This is a genomic window from Labrenzia sp. 011 (assembly GCF_003075075.1).
Classification (GTDB): domain Bacteria; phylum Pseudomonadota; class Alphaproteobacteria; order Rhizobiales; family Stappiaceae; genus Roseibium.
The window spans coordinates 13,668-30,453 of the sequence record NZ_QCYM01000019.1 but is presented as its reverse complement, the minus strand read 5'-3'; the positions used below and the strand labels follow the sequence as shown (position 1 = coordinate 30,453).

Here is a 16,786-nt window from a genome sequence, read left to right as displayed (position 1 = left end):
GTTCAACCACCCGTCATCGGCGGGAAGAAGGCGACCTCTCTGGCGTCGCCAAGAGCGGTGTCCGCTTCCACGTGCAGCTGGTCGAGTGCAACCCGGATGGCGTCCTCCTCCTCGAAGGCGGCAGCGTGGTTGTCGTCCAGGGTTTTCAAATGCGAGATCAGATCGGCGACGGTTTTCACCCCGCCCGGAACCTCAATCGTTTCTTCTTCGACGCCGACCCGTTCACGGACCCAGGCGAAATAACGAATGTTCATGAGACCCTCAATGATGTGCCGGAGACGCCGAAGTGCGTGAACCGGATCCGGCGAGCTTAACTTGACTTGTCAGGCGGGGAAAGTCCTGCCGCCCGGAATGGCGCATCCCGGTCAACAGGGGCTGTCCGGCCGGCTTCCGGCTGCGCTCTCCGGCTTTCTACTTGGTGATGAGATGGCCGATACCGGCCCGGAAATAATCGTATCCCGTATATAGGGTCAGTGTGGCGGCAAGCCAGAGGGCAATGAGGCCGGTCAGGGTGGTTCCCGGAAGAACCGTGTCGCCGGCGGGCCCCGCCAGGAGGAAGGCGATGGCGATCAACTGAACCGTGGTCTTCCATTTCGCCAGCTTGGTGACCGGGACGCTGACCTGGAGTTCTGCCAGAAACTCCCGCAGTCCCGAGACAAGGATCTCGCGGCACAGGATGATGATCGCGGCGATCATGGACCAGCCGCCGATCGTGCCGTCCCCGGCCAGAATCAGCAGGCAGACGGAGACCAGCAGCTTGTCTGCGATCGGGTCCAGCATGCGCCCCAGAGCGGATTGCTGTTGCCAGGCACGTGCCAGATATCCGTCGAAAAAGTCGGTCACGGCGGCCAGGATGAAGATGCCCAGCGCGATCCAGCGCGGTGTGTTGCCCTCGAAGTAAAAACAGGCCGCAACCGCCGGTACCGCCAGTATGCGGCCGTAGGTCAGAAGATTGGGCAGGCTGAGAACTACGTGTCGTGTCATGTCGGCTTTCAGATTTCAGGCAGGAGTTCACACCCTGGTCGTCAGGGGCCCGAGATGGCCCGGGGAGGCGTTCGCACGGCGGTGTTTCGGCCCCGTCCGCCCGACAGCTCAATCGAATATGCTATCGCCCTGCTGGTCAATCATCATTTTCGCCTTGCGGATCATTTCGTTCGCCGCACCCTGCTCATCGGGCAGGGTATCGGCGCGGATGAAGACATGGGTCTTTACCGTATCGCCGATCTGCTTTTCGATCCGCCCGGCCACCAGCCATTGACTGTTCGAGAGCTGCGGCTCCGCGATGATCTCATATTCGTTATAGACGACCGTCGTGCTCTTCGAAGCGGATTTTTCGCCCTCGCCCGAGGAACCGAAGAGGGATTTGAACAACTTGCCGAGCATTCTGCCACCCATTGCTGATCCGTTTGCCCTCTTTTAAGAGCGCGCGGGCAGCGCTTCAAGGCAAGAGTTGTCATGACGAAAGGGGATTGTGAGAGATGGGCCGGTCCGGCGCGGTGTTGTCTCCGCGCCGGACCGAATGTCGCTACCGGCACATTGCCGGCCGTTGAGCCTGCTTTCGCCGCCGGGCGTTATTGCGCGGCGCCGCCGCGAAGCTGGTTGCGGATGTCGATCAGGACGTCCAGTTCCGACGGGCCGGTTTCGACTTCAGGCTCCACATCGTCCGGCTTTTCCGCCGCTGCCTTGATCTTGTTGACCGCCTTGACGAGCATGAAGACGACATAGGCGATGATCAGGAAGTTGATACATGCGGTGAGAAACGCTCCGTAGGCGAACACCGCCGCGCCGCTTTCCCGCGCGGCTTCCAGGCCGGCACCGGCCGGCACGTCTCCGGACAGAACGATATACATCGACGTGAAGTCGATCCCGCCGAGCATCAGCCCGATGACCGGATTGATGAGATCCGTAACCAGGCTGGAGACGATTGCCGTGAAGGCCGCACCGATGATGATGCCGACGGCAAGGTCCATAACGTTGCCCTTGGCGATGAAGTCCCGAAATTCCTTGATCATTTGCTGCCCTGATCTTTCTTTTGAACCTGGTCACCGGAATAAAATGTGTGTGACAGGCGTTTCTTGTGTGACATTTCGGGCGGAAATCTAGCACATTCCCGGGCGTTAAAAAGATTGCCTGTTTTTCCAATGCCTTGATGAGGTGCCGGCCCGGGCAATCGGGCACCGCGCAAGGGGGCGGGGGATTACCCCAGGTCCCGTCGTGTCCAGTGGTTGCGGCACAGGGAGACGTAGGTCTCGTTGCCGCCGATGACGACCTGATCGCCGTCCTCGACAATCCGGCCGTCTCCGGTCAGGCGGGCGGTCATGGTGGCCTTGCGGCCGCACCAGCAGATGGTCTTGATTTCCTTCAGATTGTCCGCAAGGGCCAGCAGGGCGGCGCTGCCGGGAAAGAGCTTGCCCTGAAAATCGGTGCGCAGTCCGAAACACATCACCGGAATGCGCATCCGGTCGGCGACCCCTGCGAGTTGCCACACCTGATCCTCGGTGAGGAACTGGGCCTCGTCGACCAGGACGGCATCCACCGGCACGGTGTCATGCGCCCTCGATACATGGTCGAGCACATTGTCGGCGGAGGAGAAGATATCCGCCTCGGCGGACAGCCCGATCCGCGATGCGACCCGGCCCTTGCCGGCGCGGTCGTCGAACGCCGCGATGAGCAGGAGCGCGTTCATGCCCCGCTCCTTGTAGTTATAGGCGGCCTGAAGGAGAGCCGTCGACTTGCCGGCATTCATCGCGGAGTAGTTGAAATAGATCTTGGCCATGGGTCTGCAGGGGAATCGGTTGGGATGTGCACACTGTTTCCAATCCGCGGCGGCGTCTCAAACAGCCTGCGGTTGAAGTCACAGGCAATCTTTCAGGTGCCGTCCGGTGGCGTCAGCCCAAGCTCGACGATCAGCGGCAGGTGGTCGGACCCGATATCGGGGCCTGTCGACACGCTGAGCACCTGGATGTCATCGGAAACCGCGAACTGGTCAACCGGCGCTCCCAGGATCCAGTGCAGGCGGTAATCGTAGAAAAACCTTGTGGTCTGCGGCCAGCGTCCCGGATAGGCGGTTTTCAGTCCGTTGTCCGTCAGGAACTGCTGAAACCGGGCGGACCAGGGCGAACTGTTCCAGTCGCCGATCGCCAGGACGGGGCCGTCCTTTTCCGCTTTCAGAGCGCTGACAATCCCGTCGGCCTCGTCGAGATAGCGGCGCCTGTTCTGCCAGCGGGCCTGCGTTCGCGGACTGTCCGGATGGATGGCGAGAAGATGCAGCGGTCCGGCATCCGTTTCCAGCGTCAGGGACAGCAGTTCCCGGTCGGCGTTGTAAAAGACGTCGGCGCCGGGGGGCAGATCGCCCTGCACGACCTTCGAGGTTTCCCGGCGCACCGGGAAACGGGAATAGACAACCAGGCCACCCAGCTCCCCGACCGTGAGATAGGGAGGGAAGCCGTTTTCTCCTGCACTGCCGACTGGCAGACCCAGCCGCTGCCAGCGCCGTTCCTGCAGTCCCCACAGGGTTTCCTGAAGGACGACTATGTCGGGTGCTTCCCTTTCGAGAAAGGCCTGCAGGATGCCGTCTCCCAGAAACAGGTGCTCGAGATTGATGGAAATGACCTTGAGCGGCACGTTTCCCGCCCGCAGCGGGGCGGGTTCGACCGTATTGGCCAGGGTGCGGACTCCGGTCAGTCCGGCAAGACCCAGGAGAGACAGCACAGCCAGAAACCATACGATCCGGTACAGGAGCGCGAAGCGGTGCCGCACGAAAAAGCCGAGCGCTCCGCCAAGGCAGCCCAGAAGACCGGCCGCGAGGAACTGTCTCAGGAAGAAACTCATGTTGTCGGCGAGCCAGAAACCGGGCGCCGCGAAATTGGCCAATCCCAGGGCGCAGGCGGCGAGGGCACCAAGGCAACCGCACCAGCCGATGAACGACAGCAGCGACCTGAGCGTGGATCCCTGTCTCGAAGTGTTTTTGAACATCATGAGCCGATCATGCCCGGTTGAAACCATGCAGGGGTCATTCGCCGGCCTCTCCGAGCGCCTCCAGAAGCGGCTGAATTCTGTCCTGATATGTTTTCCATCTGCCGATGGAGGAGGCATATACGGGCTGGCGGACCTGTTCGCGGCTGAAGGTGAAGACCTGGGTGTCCGCACCGGGAGGTGTCAGGCAGCCGGCATGCCAGTTCAGCCCCGCATGATCGAGCAGGGCCCGGCTTTCCGCTTCCTGGCCGTTCACGAGCGCTTCATAGGACTGTTGGCGGATATCGACCGGCAGCACATTGGACCAGTGTCTCATCAGCTCCAGATAGCGGCCGTAATAATGTCCGAGGGAGACCTGGTCGATGTTGTAGCCATGATGGGCGGACAGCGGCGTGGTGTAGACCGACAGGCAGGTGTCGGCCGGCGACCGGGTCATGTGAACGAAATGCGCATTCGGGAACAACAGGGCCAGCAGCCAGAGATGCTCGAAATTATGCGGCATCTTGTCGACGATCCGCCGGGCCTTCCTGTCCTGGCCCTCGAGCAGGGAGAGATATTTGCGGCCGATGCGCTGGGCCTCCCGCTTGTCGAGCCGCAAGGCCCATTCGAAGAATGCGGGTGTGTGCGGTCTGCCCCGGGAAATCTCCCGGATCCTGTCGGGGAAAAAGGGCATTTCGCCCGCACCGGCCGCGTCGGGATGGCGGGCGATGATCTGTTCGACGAGGGTGGTGCCCGAACGGGGCATGCCGACCACGAAAACCGGCCGGTCGCTGCTCAGGGCGAAGTTCTTGCGCGCGTCGAAAAAGGCGCGGGAGAATACCGTCTTGCAGGTGTTGACGAACCAGCTCTGCTGCGCCGGATCGTATTTTCCGTAAAGTCCGGTGCGGTAGCCGTCGTAATAGCGGAAGGCCGTGGCGGTGTCGCCGCGGCTGTCGTGGATCCGGCCGGCGGCAAAGGCGAGCCTCGTGATGTCCGGGATTGCGGCTCCGGCGGGGACCGTGGCGAGAATGGGTTCGATACGGGCAAGGACCTTGTCCCGGAACGCGGCGTCGCCGGATCTGGCGGCGGCGATCAGCACGAGGGGATCGTCAGGTGCCATTCCGAAGGCCGTGGCGATGTGACTTTCCGCGGCGTCCGTGTTGCCCAGCGTCGTTTCAAGCTCGTAAAGGCCAAGGTGCGCGCGCACGGACTGCGGATCGAGCTTGAGGGCCTGTTCGAAGGACTGGCGTGCCATGACCGGGCGGCGCAGATCCGTATAGACGTCGCCCAGGACCCGATGGGCGTATTCGGACCTGGCATCGAGCGCGATGCCCCTGCGGGCGTGCGGCAATGCCTCCTCGTTCCGGCCGCTGATGTTCAGGGCGCTGGCCAGCGTCGTGAACACCGGGGCTTCCTTTTTCACCTCTTTCGCAGCCACGGCCAGATGGGGAACCGCGAGCTCCGCCTGACCGAAAAAGAGATAGGAGACGCCGAGCCCGTAGTTGATGCGCGGATTGCCGGGGGCCTGGTCATCCAGATCCAGCAGCATCGGCAGCGCCTCGTTGAAATTCCGGGCTGCGATCAGGGAAAAGGCATGTTCGACAGAATTGGGCTGCATTATTTTCCGAACGGTTCACCGCGCGGCGGCGCGGGTTTGAAAGGATGCTTTTGTGCGGCGGGAAACTCCCGGGCACCGCATGTGTCCTGCAGCTTCTAGCAGGTGCCGTCCGTCATGAAAATGGTTGGTGTTTTCGAAGGCGACGGCCCTTCGACGGATCAGGCTACTCGTGGAAATGGTCGTAGACCAGTTTCGCGATGGCTTCGGAAATGCCCGGAACGGCGGCCAGGTCGTCGACCCCGGCCTTGGATACGGCCTTGGCGGTGCCGAAATGGCGCAGCAGGGCCTTTTTGCGCGTCGGGCCGACACCGGCGATTTCGTCCAGCGGGTTCCGGGTGATGTCCTTCTTGCGGCGGGCGCGGTGGCTGCCGATGGCGAAACGGTGGGCCTCGTCGCGCAGGCGCTGGACGAAATAGAGTACCGGATCGCGTTCCGGAAGCATGAAGGACTGGCGTCCGGGCATGAAGAATTTCTCCCGCCCCGCGTCGCGGTCGGGTCCCTTGGCGATGCCGACAAGAGGCACATCGGTGATGCCGAGGCTTTCCAGGGTCTCGCGCGCCGCCGTCAGCTGGCCCTGTCCGCCGTCGATGAGAAGCAGATCCGGCCAGGCCGGCATGTCGGCGGTCGCCGGCGCCGCATCCGTCGCCTCCGGATCCTCCCGGGCAGCGGTGTCCCCGGCCGCAGGCGGCTCTTCGCGGGCGTGTTCCTTCAGCAGGCGGGAAAAGCGGCGGCTGAGGACCTCGCGCATCATGCCGTAGTCGTCCCCGGGCACCAGGTCCTCGGACTTGATGTTGAACTTGCGGTACTGGCCCTTGGCGAAGCCTTCCACGCCGGCCACGATCATGCCGCCGACCGCATTGGTACCCATGATGTGGGAGTTGTCGTAGACCTCGATGCGGCGGGGCACGGCGGCGAGGCCGAAGGCTTCCGCGACCCCTTTCAGAAGCCGTGCCTGGCTTGAGGTCTCGGCAAGGCGCCGCCCGAGGGCCTCGCGCGCGTTGGTCAGGGCGTGATCGACGAGCTCCTTCTTCTCGCCCCGTCTGGGTGTCGCGACCTCGATTTTCCGGCCGGAGCGTTCGCTCAGGGCTTCGGCCAGAAGCTCCTGTTCGCCAAGGGCGTGGGAGAGGAGAATCTGTTTCGGGGCGGGCTTGTCGTCGTAGAACTGGGCGAGAAAGCTCTCCAGGATGTCCGCTTCCTCCAGGGACTTGTCGGCTTTCGGGAAATAGGCCCGGTTGCCCCAGTTCTGGCCGGTGCGGAAGAAGAACACCTGCACGCAGGTCTGCCCGCCGTCCTGATGGATGGCGAAAACGTCGGCTTCCTCAACGGTCTGCGGATTGATCCCCTGGTGGGCCTGAACGTGGGAGAGAGCCGACAGGCGGTCGCGGTAGATCGCCGCTCGCTCGAACTCCAGATCGGCGGACGCGGCTTCCATCTGGCGGGCGAGCTGGGTCTTGATCAGCTGGCTGCGGCCGGAGAGGAAGGCCTTGGCCTCCGAGACCAGGCCCGCATAGTCCTCCGGGGCGATTTCCCCTGTGCAGGGGGCCGAGCAGCGCTTGATCTGGTACTGGAGGCAGGGCCGGGTGCGGTTCTCGTAGTAGCTGTCGGAGCAGGTGCGGATCAGGAAGGCCTTCTGCAGGGCATTGATCGTCCGGTCGACGGCACCGGCGGATGCGAAGGGACCGAAATATGCGCCCTTGCGCTTGCGGGCGCCCCGGTGCTTGACGATCGCCGGGGCTTCATGGTCGCCGGTCACCAGGATGTAGGGAAAGGACTTGTCGTCCCGCAGCAGCACGTTGAAGCGCGGGCGCAGGCGCTTGATCAGATTGGCTTCGAGAAGCAGGGCTTCCGGTTCGGTCTTCGTGACGACGAATTCCATGGCCGCCGTTGCCATGATCATGCGCAGGATCCGGCTCGACTGGCCCTGTAGCCGGGTGTAGCTGGTGACCCGTTTCTTCAGGCTGCGCGCCTTGCCGACATAAAGAACCTCGCCCTTGTCGTCGAGCATCCGGTAGACACCGGGGCCGTTGGGCAGGCGTTTCACCTCGTCGGCGATCACCTCAACCCCCGTCTTCACGGGGGCGGTCTCTTCGGCGGCCGGGCCTTCAGCCGGTTTCGGGGAATCAGAGCTTTCCTGCATGGCTGACATTTAAGCGCGGAAAGCCGTTTGGGAAAGAGGCGGCTGCTTGCGACACCGTGTCAGCTGACATGTCCGAGGCAATAAACGGTCGCGATATAGAGGACATAGGCGAGCGTCATGGCCAGACCGGAGATCTTGTTGAGGCAGATCCGGAAACCGGCGAAGGCGGTCAGCAGCAGCGCGCAGGCCAGCATCACCCAGACGTCGAAATGCAGCACTTCCGCCGGCACATCGATCGGGACGATGACGGCCGTGATGCCGATGATCGCCAGCAGGTTGAAGATGTTGGAGCCGATGACATTGCCGATCGCCACCGCGCCGTGCTGGCGGATGGCGGCCATGATGGTTGTCGCGAGTTCCGGCAAAGAGGTGCCGAGGGCGATGACCGTCAGGCCGATCACCGCTTCGCTCACTCCCCAGGCGGTCGCGATCGATGTCGCGCCCGAGATGGTGAAATGCGCCCCGAGGGGCAGGCCGACCAGACCGAGGAGAATATAGGCGACCGCAACCCAGGCCGAATCCGGCACATCCTCGACATCTTCGAGAATCTCGGCGACGTCCGGCTCCGATGCAACCACGGCGGCACCGGCCGCGGCGATGGCTTTCTGTTCCTTGCGGTGGTTGCGGGCGGTCATGGTCGACGCGACCAGAAAGGCAGCCAGCAGCGCCAGCAGAACGAGACCGGCCGGAAGTGCGATGGGCGTGAAGAAACAAAGGGCGATGAACACCACAGTGACGGCCACCATGAATGTCGCGTTGCGGGTCGCGCCGTTTTCGCCGCAAGGGGTGGCCGCGATCATGGCAGGCAGGCCGAGCACCAGGAGAACATTGGCGATATTGGAGCCCACGACATTGCCGATGGCGATGCCCCCGGCCCCTTCCAGGCCCGCCTTGAGGGAAATCACCAGTTCCGGCGCGGATGTGCCGAAGGCGACAATCGTCAGGCCGATGACGAGATTCGGGATGCCCAGCCGAAGCGCAATCCCGACAGAGCCCCTGACCAAGACATCACCGGCGATAATCAGAACAACCAATCCGCCTGCGAGGCTTACATAGTCAAAGAGCATTTATGAATTCCGGTCCGGGTTTGCTGTGAGGCGGCTGCGGGAGGGAGCGCCAACCTGTTGGGCGCCTTATACGCAATAGATTGGTATGGGGAAAGCCGGGGACAAGCATCTATGTATCGCGTGACGTGGCAATTTTTCAGGGCGGCCATGCGAAATGCAATCGCCTTAAGCGATCTTTCATCGTGTCCGAATGTTGCCGTCATTCGTCATCAAAACTCCCAAATCTCAATCCTGATCCGCCACAAACGCTACCCATATCTGCGCTGTGGGGAGTGTGAGGACGCGGCGATGCCGCCCTCCTGCTCAATATTGACCGGCGTATTTCGGTCAACTCAGTTTAGCAATATGGATCTGGAGTATCTGTGATGAAACGTCTTGCACTTGCAGGTTTGGCTTTGACGGCCGGGGCCACGCCGCTTTTGGCAGCCGACCTGCCGCAATCGCCGGCACCGGTCTATGAGGCGGTTCCGTCCCCACAACAGTCCATCGACTGGACCGGGCTCTATGTGGGTGGCAATCTCGGCTGGGCCTTCGGACAATTCGACAACCGCGCCGGTGGCAACAACGGTCTCGATACCGACGCCAACGGTGTCTCAGGCGGTCTTTACACAGGCTACAACTTCCAGGTGACGCCGAATGTGGTGATCGGTGCGGAAGCGGATTTCAGTCTGACCGACCTTGAGGAAAACAAGACCAGCAACGGTCTGACGGTCCAGTCCAAGTCTGACTGGAACTCGAATATCCGCGCCCGTCTGGGCTACAGTTTCGACCGCTATCTTGTCTATGGTGCCGGCGGTCTGGCCCTTGCGGATCTGGAAGTTTCCGGAAACGGCGACAGCGACAGCAAGACAGCTCTCGGCTGGACGCTGGGTGCCGGCGGCGAGGCGGCAATCACCAACAATGTGACCGCCAAATTCGAGTATGTGTATCAGGATTTCGGCGAACAGGACTTCAATCTGAACGGCACCGCGGTGAGTTCGGATCTGAACACGTCCCAGGTTCGCCTCGGTCTGGGCTACAAATTCTGAGAACGGCGACAGTCGGTTAAGATCGGCCCGGCACCGCAAGGTGCCGGGTTTTTTGTTATAACTATTTACAAGCTTTTCAAAATTCCTTCCGGAAAGCATGATAAAATGGATATGTGGTGCCGGATGGCGTTGCGGTGCCGAAATTTTTCGTATCGGTTTCAATCGGAGAAGTGAATGCGGTTCCTGATGCGCGGACTTCTGGGGCTGGCATTGATGGCGGTGATGATCGGATTTGCCGGTATCGGTGCCTACCGGTTGTACAGCGTGATGACGGCGGAGGAGACTGTCCGCAAGCGTCCCGCGCGCGAGCGCAGCTACTCGGTGAATGTCGCCGAGCTTGTACCGCAAACCGTAACGCCGACGACCACGGCCTACGGCGAGATCGTGAGCTGGAGAACCCTGCAGCTGCGTGCCAGCTCCGAAGGCCTTCTGGTGGATGTGGCCAGCAAGTTCCGGGACGGTGCTGCCGTCGCCGAGGGGGAACTGCTGCTGAGGATCGATCCGGCGAATGCCGAATTCCTGGTGCTGGATGCGGAAGCCGCGCTGGCGGATGCGCAGGCGCAGAAGACGGAAGCCGAGGAAGCGATCATCGGTGCGGAACAGGAGCTGGAGGCGGCCCGCCGGCAGCTGGATCTGCGCAGGCAGTCCCGCGAACGTCAGCGTCAGCTCAAGGACAAGGGCTATTCGACGGCGGTCCAGGTGGAAACCGAGGAGCTTGCCGTCGCCTCCCTGGAGCAGTCGCTGAACAATCGGCTGCAATCGGTGATCACGGCCCGCAAGCGCGTCGAGCGTATGGACCTGACCGTGAAGCGCGCCCAGTTCGCGCTGGAGGAAGCGCGGCGGGTGCTCAGGGAAACCGCGCTGACGGCTCCCTTCAGCGGCAATCTGTCCGAAGTCAATGCCACGCTTGGCAGGCGCGTCAGCCAGTCCGAAACCCTGGCCCTGCTGATCGATCCCGCCGCCCTGGAGGCGAAGTTCTCGCTGTCGACCAGCGAATTTTCGCGCCTTCTGGATGACAACGGCAATCTTATCAAGGCACCGGTAACCGTGACGCTGCAGCTTGGCAGCCGGTCTCTCGAAGTCGCGGGCAACATCGATCGGGCGGCCGCGGTCGTATCGGAAGGCGAGGCGGGGCGAACCCTTTTCGCGACGCTGGAACTGGACCCCGGAACGGCCCTGCGCCCGGGCGATTTCGTCAAGGTGGAGGTGGAAGAGCCACAACTCGAGCAGGTCGCGGTCGTTCCCTCGGCGGCCGTCACCGAGGGCGGGCGTTTGCTGATTGTCGGCGACGGCGATCGTATCCGGGAAATCCGTGCGACCGTGCTGCGGCGCATGGGCAACGAGGTCATCCTGACGGATGTGCCTTTCGGGGCGGAATATGTCCGCGAGCGGCTGCCGCAGCTCGGTACGGGACTGAAGGTGATCCCGCGCCGCAGCGGTGGAGGGACTGGCGAACCGGCGGAGCCGGAGCCCGGGACTTCACCGGGGCCCGATGCTGCAAAGCCGGATCCGCGGGGCGATCTGGTCGCGCTCGATCCCGAACGGCGCGCGGCGCTGATCGAACGGCTGAACAGCTCCGACATGCCTGAAAACCGCAAGGCGCGGCTGCTTGCCGTGCTGCAGCAGCCCATGGTGCCGAAAGATGTGATCGACCGGCTGGAACAACGGCCCGGAAGCAGCGGCTGACGGCCATGCGGTTTCCCGATGCCATGATGGGAGTGTCCTGACATGCGTTCTCCTGGCGGCTCGCAGTTTGCGTCCTTGCTGGACTACATGGTGCGCCACCGGACGGCGGCCAATCTGCTGCTTGCGGTCATGCTGCTCAGCGGCATTGCCGCCGGTACGCAGATCAGGACACAGTTCTTTCCGGATTTCGTGCGCGAGGAAGTGGATGTCGATGTCACCTGGCCGGGGGCGGGCCCGGAGGACATGGACCGGGCGATCGTCGAAATACTCGGGCCGCCGCTTCTGGCGATCAACGGCGTGGACGAAGCCACGTCCGTCGCCCGCGAGGGCAAGGCCAGCATCGAGCTGGAATTCGAAGATGGCTGGGACATGGGGCAGGCCACCGACGAAGTGAAAGCCGCCGTCGATCAGGCGCGTTCCAGCCTGCCGGAGGGCATTGAGGAACCCGTCGTCACCCGCAGCGTCTATACGGACCGGGTGACCGATGTGGTCATCTACGGGCCGGTGGACATCGATCAGCTGGCCCGCTTCGCCGAAGACCTGCAAACCGTGTTGTTTCGTCAGGGCGTGACCCGGGTGACGATCCGGGGACTTGCAGACCCGATCATCCGGGTCAATGTCGGCGAAAGCATGCTCGTGCGGCACGGGCTGACCCTGGAGGAGATCGCGGACACGGTTGCGGGGGAAATGGAGACCACTCCCGCCGGCGATATCGGCGACAGCGGCGTGCGGTTGCGGACAGGGCAGACCCGCCGGTCGGAACAGGACCTCGGCGAAATCGTGCTGAAGGCGCCTTCGCAGGGCGAAAAGCTGCGCCTGCGCACGGTCGCGGACATCGTCACGGAGGGAGTGGAAAGCGGCCGGGCCTATTTTCACAAGGGCATGCCCGCCGTGGTTCTGCGGGTCAGCCGTAGCGCCCAGGGAGACACGATCGAGATCCAGAGAGCCGTGGAGACAATCACGGCGGAATTCCAGCGCACCCTCCCGGAAGGTGTGGTCGTCCAGATGACCAACACCCGGTCCCAGGAGATCATCGACCGGCTGGATATCCTGGTTGAAAACGGGATTTTCGGGTTGGGTCTGGTTCTCCTGTTCCTGTTTCTGTTCCTGTCCGCACGCACGGCCTTCTGGGTCGCTGCCGGCATTCCGGTGGCGATGGCGGCCACGATCGGGCTGATGTATGCCTTCGGGCTGACGCTGAACATGATCTCGGTCTTCGCCCTGATCATCTGTCTCGGCATTGTCGTGGATGACGCGATCGTGGTCGGGGAACATGCGGATTTCCTGCATCGGCGCGGTTATCCGCCCGCCGAAGCGGCAGGCCTTGCCGCCCGGCGGATGACGGCGCCGGTGTTCAGCGCCTCGATGACCACCCTGATCGCCTTTGTCGGCCTCATGGCGATCACCGGGCGGTTCGGCAGCCTGGTTTCCGATATCCCCTTCACCGTGGCCGTGGTGCTGATCGCCAGTCTGATCGAATCGTTTCTGATCCTGCCCGCACATATGAATCATGCGCTCAGCGCCAGCAAGAAGCCGCGCTGGTACGACCTGCCGAACCGGCTGTTCAACCGCGGATTCGTCTGGTTCCGGGAAACCCTCTTCCGCCGCTTCATCGCCTGGATCGTCACCATCAGATATCCGGTGATCGGCTTCGCGGTGATGATCCTGGCCCTGTCCGTTTCGCTGTTCTTCGACGGCACGGTGCGCTGGCGCTTCTTCAACGCGCCGGAGCGGGCCGTGGTATCGGCGAGCATCGCCATGATGCCGGGGGCGAAACGGGACGACACCAGGGCCATGATCGCGGAAATGGAGCGGGCGCTGGATGTGGTCAATACACGCTATGCGCAGGAATACGGCAGTGAGCCCGTCGTCTTTGCCCTGTCGACGGTCGGGGCGACCGCCGGGCGCGGACTGAGCGGGGCCGACACCAAGGATGTGGACCAGCTGGGCGGATTGTCCATCGAACTTCTCGACCCGGATCTGAGGCCCTATTCCGCCTTCCAGTTCATCGGGGACTGGAAGGCGGAAGTGCGCCAGCCGCCGCTGCTGGAAACGCTGGCCCTGCGCGGCGAACGCTCGGGGCCGGGCGGTGATGCGATCGATGTCCGGCTCTATGGTACCTCCACCGAGACCCTGAAGGCGGCGGCGGAAAGCCTCAAGCAGGCGCTTGCACCGCTGGACGGCGTCAGCGCGCTCGAGGACACGCTTTCCTACGACAAGCCGGAACTGAGCCTGACGCTCACGCCGCGCGGCGAAGCGCTCGGCTTTACCACCGACGATGTGGCCCGCATCCTGCGCAACCGGCTGGAGGGGATTGAAGTCGCCGAATTTCCGGTCGGGCGGCGCACGGCAACAGTGAAGGTCGTGATGCCGGACGAGGACGTGGATTCCGCCTTCCTGTCCACCACCCGCGTGCGAACTGAGGCCGGTACCCATGTGTCCCTGAGCGAAATCGTCCGGGTGGACAGTTCCTACGGGTTCGCCTCGGTGCGGCGCAGTGACGGCCTGCGCACCTTGCAGGTGAGCGGCGATGTGTCCGAGGACGATCCGGAGGCCGCAGCGCGTGTCACGGAGCTTCTGCAAAACGAGTTGCTTCCGCAGCTTGCTGCCGAATTCGATGTGGAAAGCGAGATGGCCGGACTGGCGGAACAGGAAAAGTCGTTCCTGTCCGACGCAATGATCGGCTTCGCCCTCTGTCTTGCCGGCATCTATCTGACGCTTTGCTGGATCTTCGAGTCCTGGACCCGTCCGCTGATGATCATGATTGTCATCCCTTTCGGCTGCGTCGGCATGATCTGGGGGCACTACCTGCACGGTGTGCCGCTGTCGATGTTCTCGGTGGTCGGATTCATCGGCATGGCCGGTATCATCATCAACGACAGCATTGTGCTGGTTACGACCATCGACGAATACGCGAAGGATCACCCCTTCAGGGAGGCCCTGGTCAACGGCGTGTGCGACCGGCTGCGGGCTGTCATCCTGACGACGGCAACGACGGTCTTCGGGCTTGCTCCCCTGCTGTTCGAAACCAGCCGGCAGGCGCAGTTCCTGCTGCCGACTGTGATCACACTGGCCTATGGACTGGGGGTCGGTCTGCTGCTGGTCATCCTGCTGACACCGGCGCTTCTGGCCGTGCAGAGCGATTTCGGCCAATCGATGACCAGCGGCCGCCGGCTGCTGAAGATCCGGGGCCGGAGTTCGATGCCCGGGAGAGGGGCGTAAGAGGCCTCTCTCCCGGGGGGCGTCAGGTCCGGGCAGGGAACTGGTCTCGGACGGTTCCCGCTGCGATCACAGGAAGAGCGAGACCAGGTGCGATCATGTCAGCAGGTCTGGAGCCAGTCGCGTGGAATTGAATTCGGGAATTCGCCCGAACCCATGACTTTGCTTGAACGCGACATACACCAAACCAGCATTTCCGGGCCGTCTCAGCGCAGCTGTGCCGGGGCGTTCTCCGGTACCGGAGCCGGTGGTTGCCTGGTGTCGGTAAAGGCGGAAACCACGGCTTCGAAGGCATCCAGCCAGGCGACAAGCCCGGGATGGTCGTGACGCCACTCACCGGCGAAACGCATGTCGAGGTACCCGAGGGCGCAGGCCAGCGTCAGCGTGCCGGCGGTGACATCGGCCGTCGTGGCGGGCGCAGGCGGTGTCTTTTCCTCGAAATAGGCCAGGCCCCGCTCCATCTTGGCCCCCTGGTAGGCATCCCATGCCGGATCCCGGTACTGCTTTTCCTTGAAGCGCTTTTCATACACCCGAAGGATGGCGGCATCCATGATGCCATCGGCGAGGGTCTGGTCGCGCAGCACGGCGAAGCGTGCTTCGCCGGCCGGAAAAAGCCTGTCGCCGCCAGCGATAAAGTCGAGATATTCCACAATCACGGCGCTGTCATAAAGCACCTCGCCGTCTTCCAGGACGAGGGCCGGGATCTTGCCGAGCGGGTTCTGGTTGCGAATACTGTCGGCGGGATCGGCCGTGTTGGTATCCTGAACCTCGATCCGGTCCTTCAGGCCGAGGATGGCCGCGGCGAGTTTCACCTTGCGCCCGAAAGGCGAGGCGGGAGACGAGCGTAACTTCATCATGGTTCTAACTCCGGTACGGGGAAGCTTGGGGCGTGCGGCCGGCTGGTCGGTCCTACCGGCCGGCGGGGGGAGGCACGGCGAGGGTGGAGGACCTGCATCCGGACCGGTCTACGTCAGGGCAGGCGCGGAAGGCCAGGTCTTTCGTCAGGCAGATACGGACATCCTCCAGCTCTCCCTGATCGCAGGTAACGGCCATGCCCTCTTCCTTCAGACCCGGATTGGCGAGGCGGAAGGCTTTTTCGACGGTGGCCGGTGCCGCCTTGCCGCGCTTTTCCAGTTTCTCGAAGACGCCGGGAATGGCGATCTTCTCGAAGGCCTGACGGGTCAGGCTGAAATAGTCCTCGGGGTCGAGACCGGAGCAGGTGCCGTGCTTGCGCCACTGGTAGAAGACAAGCGAGTGGCTTGGCATGATATCTTCCATGTCCACGGCGATCCGGCGGTCGATACGTTGGGGCATGCCCGGGCAGGATTGCGGGTAGCCCTGTTCATACTGGGGCCACAGACCATGCACCACGAAGCGGTAGGGATCGCTGACGTCGCACTGGTGCGGATTGGCCTCATCGCCTTCCTGCTTGCAATAGGTGGGCGACCAGGAGAGCGAGAGGACGTAAAAGTCGAATTTTCCGGGCTGGTCCGCAAGAGCCGGTGCCGACATGAAACCTGCCAGAAGACAGGCGGACAGCAGCCATGTGCGGCTCGGGAACGCCATGGGAAAGACCTTGTGTTCGCTCAGTGCGGGCGGGTGGTGCTGCAATGGTCACCATAGACATGCCACTTGTCGAGCGGTGCCATGCAGGCTTCCACGTTCCAGCCAATACCGAGAAAACCGCCATGTTCCTCGACGAGATACTCGACGGACTGGTAGCTGCCGTCGGATAGGCTGGCCTTGCCGCGGCAGTAGCGGCGGGCAACAGGGCTGAGGCCGTCGACCTGGTAGCCGGTTTCCCGGATCTCATCGATGCCCAGGATGGTGCGGCCTTCGTAATAATCCTTTTTCGCGCGGGCGACCGAACCGGCAACGGCGCTGCGGACGGAAGCGGCGCTGCAGTCGGGCACGCGCTGCTTGCCGGCGAAGGAAAAATAGACATGGTTTTCTTCCGCCGCGGCGGGCAGGGCGAAGCCGGCACAGACAGTCAGGGCGGACAGGACGAAACGGATGGAACGGGCAACATGCACGGCAAGAACTCCGGTATGTAAATTGTCAGGAAGACGATGGGGGA

15 protein-coding genes are annotated in these 16,786 nt (G+C 62.9%); 3 read left to right on the top strand and 12 right to left on the bottom strand.

What is annotated here, in order from left to right; translation table 11 throughout:
* Positions 1–2 precede the first annotated feature (2 nt).
* From moaD to DCO57_RS17740, 9 genes are all read right to left on the bottom strand, one after another.
* A complete protein-coding gene (gene moaD / locus DCO57_RS17780) occupies positions 3–254 on the bottom strand; it encodes a molybdopterin converting factor subunit 1 (protein WP_116700256.1) in 252 nt (83 codons plus the stop codon).
* A 157-nt stretch (positions 255–411) separates the two neighbouring features.
* On the bottom strand, positions 412–984 hold the full coding sequence (gene pgsA, locus DCO57_RS17775; protein WP_116700255.1) for a CDP-diacylglycerol--glycerol-3-phosphate 3-phosphatidyltransferase: 573 nt from the start codon (positions 982–984) through the stop codon (positions 412–414).
* Positions 985–1,092: 108 nt separating this feature from the next.
* Positions 1,093–1,395: an HlyU family transcriptional regulator gene (locus tag DCO57_RS17770; RefSeq protein WP_208978019.1), complete on the bottom strand. Its 303-nt coding sequence runs from the start codon at positions 1,393–1,395 to the stop codon at positions 1,093–1,095.
* Positions 1,396–1,571: 176 nt separating this feature from the next.
* Complete coding sequence (gene mscL, locus DCO57_RS17765) at positions 1,572–2,012, bottom strand: large conductance mechanosensitive channel protein MscL (protein WP_116700254.1); 441 nt, start codon at positions 2,010–2,012, stop codon at positions 1,572–1,574.
* Positions 2,013–2,197: 185 nt separating this feature from the next.
* Positions 2,198–2,776 (bottom strand): thymidine kinase, encoded by a 579-nt coding sequence (locus DCO57_RS17760; protein ID WP_116700253.1) that lies wholly within the window; start codon positions 2,774–2,776, stop codon positions 2,198–2,200.
* 92 nt (positions 2,777–2,868) lie between these two features.
* Positions 2,869–3,978, bottom strand: a complete 1,110-nt coding sequence (locus DCO57_RS17755) for an endonuclease/exonuclease/phosphatase family protein (RefSeq protein WP_208978018.1) — start codon at positions 3,976–3,978, stop codon at positions 2,869–2,871.
* Between the two features lie 34 nt (positions 3,979–4,012).
* Complete coding sequence (locus DCO57_RS17750; protein ID WP_116700252.1) at positions 4,013–5,572, bottom strand: sulfotransferase; 1,560 nt, start codon at positions 5,570–5,572, stop codon at positions 4,013–4,015.
* 163 nt (positions 5,573–5,735) lie between these two features.
* The gene (gene uvrC, locus DCO57_RS17745) at positions 5,736–7,709 is read right to left on the bottom strand and encodes an excinuclease ABC subunit UvrC (protein WP_205756202.1); all 1,974 of its coding nucleotides are present in this window, start codon (positions 7,707–7,709) and stop codon (positions 5,736–5,738) included.
* A 59-nt stretch (positions 7,710–7,768) separates the two neighbouring features.
* On the bottom strand, positions 7,769–8,776 hold the full coding sequence (locus tag DCO57_RS17740) for a calcium/sodium antiporter (protein ID WP_116700250.1): 1,008 nt from the start codon (positions 8,774–8,776) through the stop codon (positions 7,769–7,771).
* Between the two features lie 365 nt (positions 8,777–9,141).
* On the opposite strand from DCO57_RS17740, the gene DCO57_RS17735 reads away from it, so the two are divergent.
* From DCO57_RS17735 to DCO57_RS17725, 3 genes are all read left to right on the top strand, one after another.
* The gene (locus DCO57_RS17735) at positions 9,142–9,804 is read left to right on the top strand and encodes an outer membrane protein (protein ID WP_116700249.1); all 663 of its coding nucleotides are present in this window, start codon (positions 9,142–9,144) and stop codon (positions 9,802–9,804) included.
* Between the two features lie 174 nt (positions 9,805–9,978).
* Complete coding sequence (locus DCO57_RS17730; protein WP_116700248.1) at positions 9,979–11,490, top strand: HlyD family efflux transporter periplasmic adaptor subunit; 1,512 nt, start codon at positions 9,979–9,981, stop codon at positions 11,488–11,490.
* 42 nt (positions 11,491–11,532) lie between these two features.
* Complete coding sequence (locus DCO57_RS17725) at positions 11,533–14,712, top strand: efflux RND transporter permease subunit (RefSeq protein WP_116700247.1); 3,180 nt, start codon at positions 11,533–11,535, stop codon at positions 14,710–14,712.
* 203 nt (positions 14,713–14,915) lie between these two features.
* Here DCO57_RS17725 and DCO57_RS17720 read toward each other — a convergent pair whose 3' ends face one another.
* From DCO57_RS17720 to DCO57_RS17710, 3 genes are read right to left on the bottom strand one after another with little or no spacing between them, the layout of a single operon-like run.
* Positions 14,916–15,566, bottom strand: a complete 651-nt coding sequence (locus DCO57_RS17720) for a glutathione S-transferase N-terminal domain-containing protein (RefSeq protein WP_116700246.1) — start codon at positions 15,564–15,566, stop codon at positions 14,916–14,918.
* A 52-nt stretch (positions 15,567–15,618) separates the two neighbouring features.
* Positions 15,619–16,275, bottom strand: a complete 657-nt coding sequence (locus DCO57_RS17715) for a ribonuclease T2 (protein WP_116700245.1) — start codon at positions 16,273–16,275, stop codon at positions 15,619–15,621.
* Between the two features lie 20 nt (positions 16,276–16,295).
* The gene (locus tag DCO57_RS17710; protein WP_208978017.1) at positions 16,296–16,742 is read right to left on the bottom strand and encodes a hypothetical protein; all 447 of its coding nucleotides are present in this window, start codon (positions 16,740–16,742) and stop codon (positions 16,296–16,298) included.
* Positions 16,743–16,786 lie beyond the last annotated feature (44 nt).

Excerpts from the sequence above, each read along its gene's own strand:
- moaD (WP_116700256.1), bottom strand. The coding sequence starts at position 254 with ATGAACATTCGTTATTTCGCCTGGGTCCGTGAACGGGTCGGCGTCGAA.
- pgsA (WP_116700255.1), bottom strand. The coding sequence starts at position 984 with ATGACACGACACGTAGTTCTCAGCCTGCCCAATCTTCTGACCTACGGC.
- DCO57_RS17770 (WP_208978019.1), bottom strand. The coding sequence starts at position 1,395 with ATGGGTGGCAGAATGCTCGGCAAGTTGTTCAAATCCCTCTTCGGTTCC.
- mscL (WP_116700254.1), bottom strand. The coding sequence starts at position 2,012 with ATGATCAAGGAATTTCGGGACTTCATCGCCAAGGGCAACGTTATGGAC.
- DCO57_RS17760 (WP_116700253.1), bottom strand. The coding sequence starts at position 2,776 with ATGGCCAAGATCTATTTCAACTACTCCGCGATGAATGCCGGCAAGTCG.
- DCO57_RS17755 (WP_208978018.1), bottom strand. The coding sequence starts at position 3,978 with ATGATGTTCAAAAACACTTCGAGACAGGGATCCACGCTCAGGTCGCTG.
- DCO57_RS17750 (WP_116700252.1), bottom strand. The coding sequence starts at position 5,572 with ATGCAGCCCAATTCTGTCGAACATGCCTTTTCCCTGATCGCAGCCCGG.
- uvrC (WP_205756202.1), bottom strand. The coding sequence starts at position 7,709 with ATGCAGGAAAGCTCTGATTCCCCGAAACCGGCTGAAGGCCCGGCCGCC.
- DCO57_RS17740 (WP_116700250.1), bottom strand. The coding sequence starts at position 8,776 with ATGCTCTTTGACTATGTAAGCCTCGCAGGCGGATTGGTTGTTCTGATT.
- DCO57_RS17735 (WP_116700249.1), top strand. The coding sequence starts at position 9,142 with ATGAAACGTCTTGCACTTGCAGGTTTGGCTTTGACGGCCGGGGCCACG.
- DCO57_RS17730 (WP_116700248.1), top strand. The coding sequence starts at position 9,979 with ATGCGGTTCCTGATGCGCGGACTTCTGGGGCTGGCATTGATGGCGGTG.
- DCO57_RS17725 (WP_116700247.1), top strand. The coding sequence starts at position 11,533 with ATGCGTTCTCCTGGCGGCTCGCAGTTTGCGTCCTTGCTGGACTACATG.
- DCO57_RS17720 (WP_116700246.1), bottom strand. The coding sequence starts at position 15,566 with ATGATGAAGTTACGCTCGTCTCCCGCCTCGCCTTTCGGGCGCAAGGTG.
- DCO57_RS17715 (WP_116700245.1), bottom strand. The coding sequence starts at position 16,275 with ATGGCGTTCCCGAGCCGCACATGGCTGCTGTCCGCCTGTCTTCTGGCA.